A 14,357-nucleotide genomic window follows, 5' to 3' on the forward strand; every position below is an offset into this window, starting at 1 on the left:
CATGCTTGAGCGCTATCAGCAGCATATTCGGCCGGCTCACTGTATCCAGGAGGCGGTTGGACGCACCATGCAACACGCTATTGGGACATAGCCATAAAAAAGCCCGGCCGAGGCCGGGCAAAAACAACTCCGCAGGAGCGAAGCAGTTAGGCATGCATGGCGATGGCCTGCACCTGATGGTCTGCCGCCACTTCGCCGATCACCAGGATGGCGGGACTCTTCAATTGAAAATCCAGGGCGGCCTGGTGCATCGCGGCCAGTGAGCTGCGGCACTCACGTTGTTGGGGCAGGGAGGCGTTCTCGATCATCGCCACCGGCATGTCATCACGCATGCCGCCGGCCAGCAGGCTTTCACGGATTTCCGGCAACTTGGCCACGCCCATGTAGACCACCAGGGTGGTGCCGCCCTGAGCCAGGGCTTGCCAGTTCAGCGTGCTGTCGTCCTGGGTGTGGGCGGTGACCAGGGTCACGCCGCGCGCAATGCCGCGCAGGGTCAGCGGAATACCGCAATTGGTGGCGCCGGCCAGGCCCGCGGTAATGCCGTTGACCATTTCCACTTCGATGCCGTGGGCGTTCAGCCAGTCGGCTTCTTCGCTGCCGCGACCGAAGATGCAGGGGTCGCCGCCCTTCAGGCGCACCACGCATTTGCCCTGGCGCGCATAGCGCAGCATCAGGCGTTGAATGAAGGTCTGTGGCGTGGAACGGCAGCCACCACGCTTGCCGACCGGCACCACGCGGGCATTCGGGCAATGTTCGAGAACCTCTGGGTTGACCAGGTCATCGATCATCACCACCTGCGCCTGGTGCAGGGCGCGCACCGCCTTGAGGGTGAGTAATTCCGGATCACCGGGCCCTGCACCTACCAGCCAGACTTTTCCGCTCATGTTGATCACCTCAGGCGTTGGTTGCGACAGACACGGAGGGTGCCGCCAGCAGTCGTTTGATTTCCGGGACACAGGAGCCGCAACTGGTGCCGCAGCCGAGTTCCTGTTTCAGTCCATCGAGGCTGAGGCCGCGGGCGATGCCGGCGCACACCGCGTCCTGGCTGACGTTCATGCAGTTGCACAGGGTTTTGCCGCTGCTCGCACTCGTTGCACCCGGTGGCGTGGACAGGGGTGCGAGCAACCAGCGCCGCAGGTCGGCATCGGCCTTGCCCTCGCTCCACAGGCTCTTTAGCCAATGGCGTGCCGCGGTTTCGCCGGCCAGACGGATGGCGACGATGCGTCCGTCTTCGATGCGCACGCGCTTGCCCACGGTGCGTTGCGGATCGTCATAGGCCAGCACCGGGCCCGCATCGACGCCGAGCAAGGCATCGACCTGGGCCAGCAAACCGGCATCCGGGGCCACTGCGCTGGCAGCGCGAATCACCAGGGCCGGGCGCTCACGGCCGGCCAGCGTCAGGCTGGCGTAGGCGAACTCTTCGAACAGTGGGCGCAGGGCGGCGAAACGCCGCTGCACGTCGCCTTCGACCAGGGCGAACAACTGCCAGGGCAGGTCGACCTTTTCCACCTCGACGCCGGCGTGTTTCAGCTCGGGCTGTTTGGACAGCGGATCGAAGGCCGGCAGGGTCAGCACGTTGGTGCCCCGGCCCTTGAGGAAGCGGTCGCCCCAATGCATCGGCAGGTAGGCCTGGCCGGAGCGGATGGCGTCGTCTGCCTGCACCGGGACGATCAGGCTGCCGCGACGGCTGCGCACCTTGATCAGGTCGCCGGCCTGCAGGCGACGCCGGCGCATTTCGTCCGGGTGCAGGCTGAGCACGGCCTCTTCGACATGGCCGAACAAGCGGGCGGCGGTGCCGGTGCGGCTCATGCCGTGCCACTGGTCGCGCAAGCGCCCGGTGTTGAGGGTCAGCGGGAAGCGCGCTTCGCGCTTTTCTTTCGGGGCGCGATAGGGGTCGGCATGGAACTGCGCACGGCCGTTATCGGTAGGGAAGCGGCCATCGCCATACAGGCGCGGGGTTCCCTGGCTGGCGCCGGCCGGGAAGGGCCATTGCTGGGGGCCTTGGTGGTCCAGGATCGCGTAGCTCAGGCCGCAAAGGTCGAGATCGCGATCCTGGGTCAGGTACTTGTATTCCTCGAACAGCATTTCTGCGCTGTCGAAGGCAAACAGGCTGGGCAGGCCGGGGCGCAGCAGTGGTTCCAGACGCTGGGCGAACTCGGTGGTGATCGCCCAATCCGGCCGCGCCTCTGCGGGCGCTGGCACGGCGCGGCGCACATGGCTGACGCGGCGCTCGGAGTTGGTCACGCTGCCGTCCTTCTCGCCCCAACTGGCGGCGGGCAGCAGCAGGTCGGCGTAGTGGCAGGTCTCGGTGGTGAAGAAGGCTTCTTGCACCACCACGAAAGGGCAGGCGGCGAGCGCTTCGTGCACCTTGTTCTGGTCCGGCATTGACTGCGCCGGATTGGTGCAGGCGATCCACAGGGCCTTGATCTTGCCCGCGTGCACCGCGTCGAACAGCTCGATAGCGGTCAGGCCGGGCGTCTGCGGCAGCGCATCGACGCCCCAGTAAGCGGCGACTTCGCTGCGATGTTCGGCGTTGGCGGCGTCGCGGTGGCCGGGCAGCAGGTTGGACAGGCTGCCGGTTTCGCGGCCGCCCATGGCATTCGGTTGGCCGGTCAGGGAGAAGGGTCCGGCACCGGGCCGGCCTATCTGACCGGTGGCCAGGTGCAGGTTGATCAGCGCGCTGTTCTTCGCGCTGCCTGCGCTGGACTGGTTAAGCCCCATGCACCACAGCGAAAGAAAGGAGGGCGACTTGCCGATCAGCTCGGCGCAGGCCTGCAGATTTTCCAGGGAGATGCCGCAGATGTCCGCCACGGTGCCTGGGGTGTAGTCGCGCACCAGCTTCTTCAGCGCGTCGAAGCCGTCGGTGTGCTGGTCGATATAGTCCCGGTCGATCCAGCCTTCCCACATGAGGATGTGCAGGATGCCGTGGAACAACGCCACGTCGGTGCCGGGCAGGATGGCCAGGTGCAAGTCGGCCAGCTCGCAGGTATCGGTGCGCCGCGGGTCGATGACGATGACCTTCATCTCCGGGCGTTTGGCCTTGGCTTCTTCCAGGCGGCGAAACAGCACCGGGTGGGCGTAAGCCATGTTGCTGCCGGCGATCAGCAGGCAGTCGCTCTGCTCGATGTCCTCGTAGTTGCAGGGTGGCGCATCGGCGCCGAGGCTGCGCTTGTAGCCGACCACCGCGCTGGACATGCACAGGCGCGAATTGCTGTCGATGTTGTTGGTGCCGACCAGGGCGCGGGACAGCTTGTTGAAGGCGTAGTAATCCTCGGTCAGCAACTGGCCGGAGATGTAGAAGGCCACGCTGTCCGGGCCATGTTCGCGGATGGTCTCGGCGAAGACGTTGGCGGCATGCTCCAGGGCGTTGTCCCAGTCGGTGCGCGAGCGGGCCAGGCCTTTGCCCAGGCGCAGCTGCGGGTACAGACCGCGCGCGTCGAGGTCGCCGGTCAGGTGCAGGGTCGAGCCTTTGCTGCAGAGCTTGCCGAAGTTGGCTGGGTGATTCGGATCGCCTTTGACGCCGAGAATCTTCTCGCCGTCGTGTTCGATCAGCACGCCGCAGCCGACGCCGCAGTAGCAGCAGGTCGACGCGGTGATTTGATTGGGGGTGGGCATGGCGCTCGACTCCGTGGTTTGCGACCTGTTGTAGGAGCCAGCGTGCTGGCGATCCAGGTCGCGAAAAGCATCGCCAGCAAGCTGGCTCCTACGGGTTTAGGCGCACTCGGCGGCAGTCGCTTTGAGGGCCAGCCAGACGCGGCCGTTCTCGACTTTTGCCTCATGCTTGTGCGCACAGCCGACATCCGGAGCGACGGCTTCACCACTGGCCAGCTCGATCTGCCAGTTGTGCAGCGGGCAGGCCACGCGCTTGCCATAGATCAAGCCCTGGGACAGCGGACCGCCCTTGTGCGGGCAGCGGTCGTCGAGGGCGAAGACCTCATCGTCACTGGTACGGAAGATCGCAATGTCGCCCTTGGGGCCTTTGATGATGCGCGAGCCCAGCACGTTTATTTCTTCCAGTGCGCAGATATCCAGCCAGCTCATACGGAGGCCTCCTCGACTTGAACAATGGCGATGCGATCGAACTCTTTCTTCAACTGCGGCTGCTCGATGCGCTCTTTCCAGGGGTCCTGCTCGAAGGACAGGGCGTATTGCAGGCGGGCATTGAGCGCCTTGCGGTTCTCGGCGTCTTCCAGCACGGCCTTCTTGATGTGATCCATGCCCACGCGCTGCATGTAGTGCACGGTGCGCTCGAGGTAGAAGGCCTCCTCGCGGTACAGCTGGAGGAAGGCGCCGTTGTATTCGCGTACTTCATCGGCGGTTTTCAGCTTGACGAAGAACTCGGCGACCTCGGTCTTGATCCCGCCGTTGCCACCGATGTACATCTCCCAGCCGGAGTCCACACCGATGATGCCGACGTCCTTGATGCCGGCCTCGGCGCAGTTGCGCGGGCAACCGGAGACCGCCAGCTTGACCTTGTGCGGCGACCACATGTTGAACAGGTCGTGTTCCAGCTCGATGCCCAGCTGGGTCGAGTTCTGCGTGCCGAAGCGGCAGAACTCGCTGCCGACGCAGGTCTTCACGGTACGGATGGATTTGCCGTAGGCATGCCCGGAGGGCATGTCCAGATCCTTCCACACGGCCGGCAGGTCGTCCTTCTTGATGCCCAGCAGGTCGATGCGCTGGCCGCCGGTAACCTTGACCATGGGTACGTTGTACTTGTCGGCGACGTCGGCGATGCGCCGCAGCTCGGACGGGTTGGTTACGCCGCCCCACATGCGCGGCACCACCGAGTAGGTGCCGTCTTTCTGGATGTTGGCGTGGGCGCGCTCGTTGATCAGACGCGACTGCGGATCGTCCTTGGCCTCGCCCGGCCAGGTGGAGATCAGGTAGTAGTTCAAGGCCGGGCGGCAAGTGGCGCAGCCGTTCGGCGTGCTCCAGTTCAAGAAGGCCATGGACTCGCCCATGCTGATCAGGTGCTGCTCGCGGATCGCCTTGCGGATCTGCCCGTGATTGAGGTCGCTGCAGCCGCAGATAGCCTTCTCGCTCTTCGGCTTGACGTCGGCGGCGCCGCCCACTGTGCTGATCAGAATCTGTTCGACCAGGCCGGCGCAGGAGCCGCAGGAGCTGGCGGCCTTGGTGTGCTTCTTCACCTCGTCGACCGAGAACAGGCCGTTCTCCTGGATCGCCTTGACTATGGTGCCCTTGCACACGCCGTTGCAGCCGCAGACCTCCATGCTGTCGGGCATGTTGGCGGTCTTCTCGGCACCCTGGTGACCGACGTCGCCGATGGCGTTCTCGCCGAACATCAGGTGGTCGCGGATCTGGCCGACGTTGTGGTTCTCGCGGATCTGCCGGAAGTACCAGCCACCGTCGGCAGTGTCGCCGTACAGGCAGGCGCCGACCAGGATGTCGTCCTTGATCACCAGCTTCTTGTACACGCCGCCGATCGGGTCGGACAGGGTGATGGTCTCGGTGCCTTCGGCGCCCATGAATTCGCCGGCGGAGAACAGGTCGATGCCGGTGACTTTCAGCTTGGTCGAGGTGACCGAGCCTTGATAGCGGGCGAAGCCGAGCTGGGCCAGGTGGTTGGCGCAGACCTTGGCCTGCTCGAACAACGGGGCGACCAGGCCGTAGGCGATGCCGCGATGGCTGGCGCATTCGCCGATGGCGTACACCCGCGGGTCGTAGGTTTGCAGGGTGTCGTTGACCAGGATGCCGCGGTTACAGGCGATCCCCGACTGTTCGGCCAGGTCGCTGTTGGGGCGGATGCCCGCGGCCATCACCACCAGGTCGGCGGGGATCACCTCGCCGTCCTTGAACTTCACCGCGCAGACCCGGCCTTCACCGTTGTCCAGCAGTTCGGCGGTGTGCTTGGGCAGGAGGAACTTCAGGCCGCGGTCTTCCAGGGACTTCTGCAGCAGTTCGCCGGCGGTGCGGTCGAGTTGACGCTCCATCAGCCAGTCGCCGAGGTGCACCACGGTGACGTCCATGCCGCGCAGTTTGAGGCCGTTGGCCGCTTCCAGACCGAGCAGGCCGCCGCCGATCACCACCGCATGTGGGTGGGTCTTGGCGGTGTCCATCATCATCTGGGTGTCGGCGATGTCGCGGTAACCGATCACGCCCTGCAGGTCCTTGCCGGGAATCGGCAGGATGAAGGGGTTGGAGCCGGTGGCGATGAGCAGGCGGTCGTATTCGGCCTCGCTGCCGTCGTCGGCAATCACCCGACGCGCCTTACGGTCGATCTGTACCGCTTTACGCCCGAGCAGCAGGTTGATGCCGTTATCGGCATACCACTGGAGATCGTTGAGCACGATCTCCTCGAAGGTCTGCTCGCCGGCCAGCACCGGCGAGAGCAGGATGCGGTTGTAGTTCGGGTGCGGCTCGGCACCGAACACGGTGATTTCATACAGGTCGGGGGCGAGCTTGAGCAGCTCTTCAAGGGTTCGGACCCCGGCCATGCCGTTGCCGATCATCACCAACTTGAGTTTTTTCATGATTCCTCACCGTCACGCATAACCGGAAAATAAAAAAGGCGTCCCGCTAGTCACCTAGCGAGGACACCTTTGTCCAAGTCCCGTTCTATTCGGGAAGTGCAACCTTCATCGTTGAAGGGCGCGCTTTAATAATTTGTGCAGTGACTAATGCAGAGGCTGTGCCAACTCTCCAGGGGGCAGGCGATTGGCGGGCTTGAGCCTGTTTCAGGTTTCCGCCAGGTGGGTTGTTGTGGTCTTGTGCGCACCGGTTTAAGGCGAGCTGCTCTGTTCTGGTGCGACTTCTGCAGCGGCGCGGCGCACTTCACCGCGTTACTTGATCAGCAGCACCAGCAGGAACAGGTTCAGCAGCAGGGCCACCAGCGCCACCGTGCGCCAGACCAGCAGCGGTTCGCGCTCCAGCAGCGGCCTGGGCCGGCTGCTGAGGGCTTGACGCTCCCCTTGTTCCAGGGTCAGCAGCCACTCCTCGGCGGTTTCATAGCGCTGCTGCGGGTCGGCGCTGACCGCGCGAGCCAGGCTCTCGTCCAGCCAGCTCGGCAGGTCGGGGCGATAGCGGCTGGCTGGGGTCGGACTGGTAAAGCGCGGATGCTGGAAGGCTTCGATCTCGCCGTAGGGGTAATGGCCGGTGAGCAGATGGTAGAGGGTCACGCCCGCCGCATAGATATCCTGCTGCGGGCTGGGCACCGCGCCGGCGAAGGCCTCCGGGGCAATATAGCTGGGGGTGCCGGGCAGGGCGTTGGCCTCGTCGCGGGACAGTCCCGGGCAATAGGCCAGGCCGAAATCCAGTACGCGCAGCTCGCCATCATCGCCCCACAGCAGGTTCTCCGGCTTGATGTCGCGGTGCAGGATATTGCGCCGGTGCAGCATGCCCAGGGCCTTGAGCAGGCGCGGTGCGACGTCCAGCCACTCGGGCAGCACCATAGGGCCGGACAGGCGGATATGCTCGGCCAGGGTTTGTCCGGCATATTCGCGTTGCAGGTAATACAGATGCTGGCGCTGCGGCAGTGGATGGACTTCGGCAAAGTGCCGCCCGGCGACGCGACGCAGAAACCACTCCTCCAGCAGCAGTGCAGGGCCGGCTTGCGGCTCATCGGTGCGGCTGGGTGGCAGGGTTTTCAGCAGCCAGCGGCGCGACTGGCCATCGCGCACGCGGTACACCAGCGATTGCCGCGACTCGGCCAGCAGACGCTCGACCTGCCAGCCTTCGAACAGTTGCCCGTCGCGCAACTTGGGTGGCAGGGGCCAGTGTTCGAGTTGCGCCAGGGTGTCGGCCAGTGCGCTTTGCGGCAAGCGGTCGACCTGGACCAGCAGCGCGCTGGCGTTGTCCTGGCTGCCGGCCAAATGGGCCGCGCTGACCAGGGCGCGGGTGGCGGCGGCCGCGTCTGCTTCGTCATGCAGGATGCGCTGGATGCCGCTGTCGCCGAGCACCGCCCAGACCCCGTCGCTGACCAGCAAGAAACTCTCGCCTTCACGCAACTCGCCGTCCAGGTAATCCACCACCAGGTGCTGATCCAGACCCAGGGCGCGCTTGAGCACGTGCTGCATGCCCGGTTGCTCCCACACGTGGTCTTCGGTGATGCGCTCGAGTTGACCCGCATGCCAGCGATAGGCGCGGCAGTCGCCGACATGCGCCAGGGTGAAGCGCCGGCCACGCAGCACTAGGGCGGTGAGGGTGGTCAGCAAGGGTTGGCCGCCGCCATTGGCTTGCAGCCAGCGATTATGCGCGACCAGCAGGCGGTCCAGCGATTGCGCCACCGCCCAGGTTTCCGGGGTGGCGTAGTAATCCAGCGCCAGGGCCTGCAAGGTCGCCCGCGCCGCCAGGCCACCATCGGCGCACTGACTGACGCCATCGGCCAGGGCGAACAGATAACCCTTGCTGACGGCCAGCGCCGGCGCTGGCGTGACCACACGAATGGCGTCCTGGTTTTCTTGCCGGGGGCCGGTTGCCGTGGCTTCGCCGAAGGTTAACTGCAGGGCCATCAGAGGTTCTCGTGGGCGGGAGTGGCAGAAACGCGCAAGGGCGATAAACATCGCCCTGATGGTACGCGGCAGGTGGGTTGAGACAAAGGCGAAGCCCACTCGGCTTCCCTTGGCGAGGGCATCGTTAAGCACGCCCACGCCAGCTTTACCTGACCAGTGCGGGGATGTTTCGCAGAACCCCGCCTCTGTCTCAACCCACCTGCGTGCGTGGGAGTTAGACTCGAGCGGCAGTCACCGCAGCGGAGCCCCAGGTGGTGCGCCAGCGCTGCTTGACACCGTACAAACCGACCCAGGCCAGCACGCCGAGACTGGCGAACAGCCACAGGCCCAGTTGATAGTCGCCGGTGTGCTGCTTGATTGTGCCGAGGCCAGCCGCCAGGAAGAAGCCGCCGACGCCGCCGGCCATGCCGATCAGGCCGGTCATCACGCCGATCTCCTTACGGAAACGCTGCGGCACCAACTGGAATACCGCGCCGTTGCCCGCGCCCAGACCGAGCATGGCGGTGACGAACAGCGCCAGGGCTGCGGTCGAGCTGGACAGGTTGAAACCCACGCCGGCGATGCACAGCGAGGAGACGGTGTACATCATCAGCAGCGAGCGGATACCGCCGATACGGTCGGCCAATGCGCCGCCGAGTGGGCGCATCAGGCTGCCGGCACAGACACAGGCGGCGGTGTAGTAGCCGGCGGTGACCGGGCTCAGGCCGTACTGATCGTTGAAGTAGCCGGGCAGGGCGCTGGCCAGGCCGACGAAGCCGCCGAAGGTGATGCTGTAGAAGAACATGAACCACCAGCTGTCGCGGTCGCCCAAGGCCTTGAGGTAGTCGGCCATGGATTTTGGCTGTGGCCGCTGCGGCGCGTTACGGGCCAGCAGGGCGAACACCAGCAAGGCGATCAGCAGGGGAATCAGAGCCCAGCCGAACACGTTCTGCCAACCGAACAACGCGGCCAGGCCTGGGGCGAACAGGGCCGCCAGCACGGTGCCGGAGTTACCGGCGCCGGCAATGCCCATGGCTTTGCCCTGATGCTCGGCGGGATACCACTGCGAGGCCAGGGGCAACGCGACGGCAAAGGCGGCGCCGGCAAAACCGAGGAACAGGCCGAGCAGCAGCGCGTGCTCATAGGTCTGGATACCGATCTGCCAGGCGGCGAACAGCGAGCAGATGACGATCACCTGGCCGATCAGGCCGGCGCTTTTCGGCGACAGGCGATCGGCCAGCAGGCCCATGAAAATACGCAGTATGGCGCCGGCCAGAATCGGTGTGGCGACCATCAGGCCGCGCTGTTGCGCAGTCAGGTCCAGGTCGGTGGCGATCTGCACCGCCAGTGGGCCGAGCAGGTACCAGACCATGAAGCTCAAATCGAAATAGAGAAAAGCGGCGAACAACGTCGGCGTATGGCCAGCCTTCCAGAAACTTGTATTCATCGAACACCTCATCAGCAAAAAAGGGTCCCGGTCGGGTTGCGTGCGGTGTGGTCGTGGACACACCGTGCGCAGCCCGCCGGGGAGGCGCCGCACTTGTGATGCAGCGCCCTGCGGCCTGAGCCACAGCTGGGTTGAGAGAGTTGCAAGCGAGGCCTCTGGATCGCAGAGGCACCACCAACCCCAAACGCTGGGGTGAAACGAAAAAAACGCCGCATCACCGCAACGCTCGAAAGCGCGGATGAAGCGACGTCTGTGTCGTTTGTGGGGTAGCCGCCTTTGGCTACCGGTAGTTGGGTCATTGCAAGAGCTGAGCCAACAGCTTGAGCCGCGAGTAATCAGGGGCATAGCAGCCTGTCGGTGCCGGCAGGCGAATCAAAATGGGGCGTGCGGGCTGCACGTGCGCTGTGATTGGGCACATCGGCCTGATCTGGGGCGCCGAGTACTCACTGGAATGCAGCGAATTCGCTTCGTGGCGTGTCGCGCCGGCTTGGCTCAATCGCGGCTCAGTCGGTCGGGGGCTGCGCCGGAAAGAGGATCACCGGCTCGGGCGGCGTCTGCCCGGGTGGCAGGGCGGGTGGCGCCGGTTCTCCTGCCGGGCCCAGGTGCTTGACCAGGTGATAGATGGCCAGCAGGTCCTCGTCGCTCATGATGTGGAGCTTCTCGTTGGGCATGGGCGGACGGTAGTTGGCGCCGCGCGCCAGCGTCAGCCACTGGCTTTCGCTGAGACGTGGCAGCAGCAGGCGCAGGTTGCTGGGGTAGGTGGTGCCCCAGGGTCCGCTCCACCCGAGTCTATCGCCCTTGAGCCATTCATCTTCAGGGATGGAGCCGGGAGCCATCAGGTAGCCCGCGGTATGGCAGTCGTTGCAGCCGCCGATATTGACTAGGTAGCGGCCGCGCTCGAGTTGAGCGTCGTCGGCGAGGACAGGCAGGCTACTCAGCAGGCCGAGTAGTAGTACGGTCGGGGTGGGCTGTGGGCGCTTGGCGGACATGGCAATACCTCCTGCGCAGAGCAGCGTCGATGGACGCTGCCGTTAGGTATAGCGCAGCAGGCCTGGATTCGCTGTCAGCCGGTCGCGGGCACGGCTCAATCCAGCCAGTTGACCCGCGGAAACTTGGCGCTGAACTCTGTCGGCATCGCCACCACCTGTTGGCGTTGGTAGTTGAAGAAGACGAAGCCCGACTTGGCCATCGCCACCAGGCTGCCATCGGCCGGACGGCTAATGCGGAAGATGATGTCACCGCCGTACTTGTTGAAATCCATGACCCCGACCTCGAACAGCAACTGGTCGCGCGCATGGGCTTCGGTGCGGTAGGTGGTGGCGAGGTCGGTGACTATGATGCCGGTGCCGTCCTCGCGGGTTTCCGCGATGCCGAATTCGAACAGAAAGCGCGCCCGAGCCTCGGAAATCATCGAGATCATCGAGTCGTTGCCCAGGTGGTTGGAGGCATTGATATCGGTGACGCGCACCGTCAGGTGGGTGCTGTAGCAGAACTGCTGTTCCGGGAATTCGAGTTTCAGGCGGGCCATATGGGCGAGTCTCGTGCGGGCTGGAGGATGCGACGCGTGGCGCGGGCGGCGCGATTGTACGTGGGCTTTCGGCGATTTTGCGCTATTTGCCCGCTGAATGAAGTGCCGCCCGCCCCGCCCCGGCTGTCCTGCGCCGAGTAACGGCTCGGCTCAGCGATGCAGGCTGTTCAGCCAGTAGAAGGTCACCCGCCCGCCTTCATCGGCGGGGCCGTAGTTGTCCTGTATATAGGCGCCGGCCTTGAAGTACAGCTGCTGCTTGCCCCAGTAGCCGCTCAGCTGTTGATAGTAGGAGCCGCGGTCGCCATCGCTGCTGTTGACACTGACGCCGAGTTTGCCGCTGGGGGTGATGCGCAGGTCATAGCCGAAGCGTTCGTTGAGCTGCACGTTCTCCGCCAACAGGATGTTCTGCACTTCGCTGTCCCCCGGGCGTTTGCGCAGGAGCAGTTCCAGGCGGCCAACCCCGCGGCGGTAATGGTACTGCAGCTTGATCAGCGGATCGTTGTTGCTACCCGGTTGATTGGTGCTGTGGATCTGGCCGATGACGATCTTGTGCTTGCTCGGTACCTGCTGCACCGACAGCACCGCGCTCAAATAGTTATCGGCGCTGTGGTGGTACCAGTTACTCAGCGCGCCGTCGGCCTGGGTTTCGCGCAGTTCGCTGCGTGGGTAGCGGGCGTTGCGGGTATGCGAGCCGTTGACCGGTACCCAGAAGGTGATGCTGTCGTCCGCATTGCGACGAAAGTAGCGGCTGGTATAGCCATTGTTCAGTTGCGCGGTTTCGATGGTGGTAGGGGCGGGGTCCGTGGGAATCGACAGATTCCAGGTGGTGAGATCGAGCACGACTGATCCTTAATTCTGTTCTGGGATGAAAAGCCCACCTTCGGTGGCTGTCAGGGCAGTAAGTTCAGTCGGGCTGACCGGTGGGTCGGGAGCTGGGGGAGGGCTGAACGGCGCGCCACGCCGCGATTGATGAATGGCACATCGCTAAATCGTGTCTGCGGTGTGAGACAGCAGGAACGCGACAACCTGTGATTTAAGCCAGGTTGTCGCAGTTTCAGGTCGTCCTCAGGCCGCAGGCCGCTGCTGCTTCTGGTAGAGGAACTCCAGCACCGCCGCGCGGTACTCGTGGTAGCGCGGGTCGTGAGCCAGCGCCATGCGTTCGCGGGGGCGTTCGAGCTCGACCTGAAGAATCTCGCCGATGCTGGCCGCCGGGCCGTTGCTCATCATGACGATACGGTCGGAGAGCAGCACGGCCTCGTCGACATCATGGGTGATCATGATCACCGTGTTGCCGAGTTCGGCGTGGATCTCCATCAGCGAGTCCTGCAGGTGGGCACGGGTCAGCGCGTCGAGGGCACCGAACGGCTCGTCCATCAGCAGCACCTTGGGTTGCATGGCCAGCGCGCGGGCAATGCCGATACGCTGTTTCATGCCGCCGGAGATCTCGCTGGGGCGTTTGTCGCGGGCATGGCTCATGTGTACCAGGTCGAGGTTGTGCTCGATCCATTCGCGCATTTGCGCCCTGGATTTCTGGCCCTGGAACACCTGGCGCACGGCCAGTTCGATGTTCTGGTAGCAGGAGAGCCAGGGCAGCAGGCTGTGGTTCTGAAACACCACGGCGCGCTCCGGGCCGGGCGAATTGACTTCGCGGCTGTCGAGAATCACCCCGCCGGTGGTGGCCTGATAGAGGCCGGCGACGATGTTCAGGACGGTCGACTTGCCGCAGCCGGAATGGCCGATCAGCGAGACGAACTCGCCTTTGGCGATCTTCAGGTTGACGTTCTGCAGGGCGCAATACAGGCCCATGTCGGTGGGAAAGCTGATGCCGACGCCACTCAGTTCGAGGTGTGGAATGTTCATGCTGTTCTCCAGGAAATCTAGGGTGCACAGAGCGCTGAGCACCTGGCGAGCGCCGTGGTGCTCGAAGTTCTGTTAGCGCAGGTCGGCGTTCTTGTCCCAGCTGACGCGGCGCTGGAGCAGCAGCATCAGGCGGTCGAGGATGAAGCCGAGCAGGCCGATCACCACCACGGCGACCATGATCCGGCCGAGCGAGTTGGAGCTGCCATTCTGGAATTCGTCCCAGATGAATTTGCCCAGTCCCGGGTTCTGCGCCAGCATCTCCGCGGCAATCAGCACCATCCAGCCGGTGGCCAGGGACAGGCGCAGGCCGGTGAAGATCATCGGGATGGCGGCCGGCAGGACGATGCGCCGCACGTGGCTGAGCGGCGACAGGCTGAGCACGCGGCTGACGTTCTGCAGGTCCTTGTCCAGGTTGGCCACGCCCACGGTGGTGTTGATCACGGTCGGCCACAGGCAGCACAGCGCCACGGTGATCGCCGAGGTGACGAAGGACTTGGCGAACAGGGGGTCGCTGCTGGTGTAGACGGCGCTGACGACCATGGTCACCAGCGGCAGCCAGGCCAGCGGCGAGACCGGTTTGAAGATCTGGATCAGCGGGTTGATCGCGTTGTAGATCGGCTTGCTCAGGCCGCAGACGATGCCCAGCGGGATGGCGATCAGCGAGGCGATGACGAAGCCGGTCAGCACCGTGTACAGGCTGGTGAAGATCTGTTTGAAGAAGGTCGGCTTGCCGGTGTAGGGGCGCACGCTCACCTTGGCATCCGGGTTCTTCGCCAGTTTGGCCGCGTTACGCGTTTCCTGGCGCTCGAAGAAGGCATCGGCTCGGCGTTGTTCGCGCAGGTGTTCGTCGATCAGGCCGCTGAACTGGCTGGCGACCTGAGTAGGCCCCGGGAATTTGCCGAGGCTGGTGTCGATGCTGCCGGCAACCATCTGCCAGAACAGCAGGAAGGCCAGCAGGCCGATCACCGGCATCAATACGCTGGGCAGCCAGCGTTTGATCGCCGCACTGCGCGCGGACTTCAGGGTGTCTTGGATGGGCTGGGCGACGGCGGGGTTGCTCATCGTCTTGTCC

11 protein-coding genes are annotated in these 14,357 nt (G+C 64.5%); all 11 read right to left on the reverse strand.

Annotated features, from left to right (window positions below):
* Positions 1 to 146 precede the first annotated feature (146 nt).
* The gene (gene cobA, locus FBY03_RS13695; RefSeq protein ID WP_147172933.1) at positions 147 to 884 is read right to left on the reverse strand and encodes a uroporphyrinogen-III C-methyltransferase; all 738 of its coding nucleotides are present in this window, start codon (positions 882 to 884) and stop codon (positions 147 to 149) included.
* 10 nt (positions 885 to 894) lie between these two features.
* On the reverse strand, positions 895 to 3,615 hold the full coding sequence (locus FBY03_RS13700) for a nitrate reductase (RefSeq protein ID WP_147172934.1): 2,721 nt from the start codon (positions 3,613 to 3,615) through the stop codon (positions 895 to 897).
* Between the two features lie 96 nt (positions 3,616 to 3,711).
* Positions 3,712 to 4,041 carry a nitrite reductase small subunit NirD gene (nirD, locus tag FBY03_RS13705; RefSeq protein WP_025165741.1) on the reverse strand — a complete coding sequence of 110 codons (330 nt, stop codon included), beginning with the start codon at positions 4,039 to 4,041 and terminating at the stop codon, positions 3,712 to 3,714.
* Positions 4,038 to 6,494, reverse strand: coding sequence for a nitrite reductase large subunit NirB (gene nirB / locus FBY03_RS13710; RefSeq protein ID WP_147172935.1), 2,457 nt, complete (start codon positions 6,492 to 6,494; stop codon positions 4,038 to 4,040). The genes nirD and nirB overlap by 4 nt, the downstream gene beginning before the upstream one ends.
* A gap of 309 nt (positions 6,495 to 6,803) precedes the next feature.
* On the reverse strand, positions 6,804 to 8,471 hold the full coding sequence (locus FBY03_RS13715; RefSeq protein ID WP_147172936.1) for a bifunctional protein-serine/threonine kinase/phosphatase: 1,668 nt from the start codon (positions 8,469 to 8,471) through the stop codon (positions 6,804 to 6,806).
* A gap of 214 nt (positions 8,472 to 8,685) precedes the next feature.
* On the reverse strand, positions 8,686 to 9,897 hold the full coding sequence (locus FBY03_RS13720) for a NarK/NasA family nitrate transporter (RefSeq protein ID WP_147172937.1): 1,212 nt from the start codon (positions 9,895 to 9,897) through the stop codon (positions 8,686 to 8,688).
* 503 nt (positions 9,898 to 10,400) lie between these two features.
* Positions 10,401 to 10,886, reverse strand: a complete 486-nt coding sequence (locus tag FBY03_RS13725; protein WP_147172938.1) for a cytochrome C — start codon at positions 10,884 to 10,886, stop codon at positions 10,401 to 10,403.
* A 95-nt stretch (positions 10,887 to 10,981) separates the two neighbouring features.
* Positions 10,982 to 11,425, reverse strand: a complete 444-nt coding sequence (locus tag FBY03_RS13730) for a thioesterase family protein (RefSeq protein ID WP_147172939.1) — start codon at positions 11,423 to 11,425, stop codon at positions 10,982 to 10,984.
* Positions 11,426 to 11,575: 150 nt separating this feature from the next.
* Positions 11,576 to 12,265, reverse strand: coding sequence for a polysaccharide lyase family 7 protein (locus tag FBY03_RS13735; RefSeq protein WP_147172940.1), 690 nt, complete (start codon positions 12,263 to 12,265; stop codon positions 11,576 to 11,578).
* Positions 12,266 to 12,490: 225 nt separating this feature from the next.
* Entirely contained in the window at positions 12,491 to 13,285 is a 795-nt protein-coding gene (locus FBY03_RS13740) for an ABC transporter ATP-binding protein (RefSeq protein ID WP_147172941.1), read from the reverse strand.
* A 72-nt stretch (positions 13,286 to 13,357) separates the two neighbouring features.
* Positions 13,358 to 14,347, reverse strand: a complete 990-nt coding sequence (locus tag FBY03_RS13745) for an ABC transporter permease (protein ID WP_147172942.1) — start codon at positions 14,345 to 14,347, stop codon at positions 13,358 to 13,360.
* Positions 14,348 to 14,357: the final 10 nt, after the last annotated feature.

The organism is Pseudomonas sp. SJZ079 (genome assembly GCF_007993865.1).
Classification (GTDB): Bacteria; Pseudomonadota; Gammaproteobacteria; order Pseudomonadales; family Pseudomonadaceae; genus Aquipseudomonas.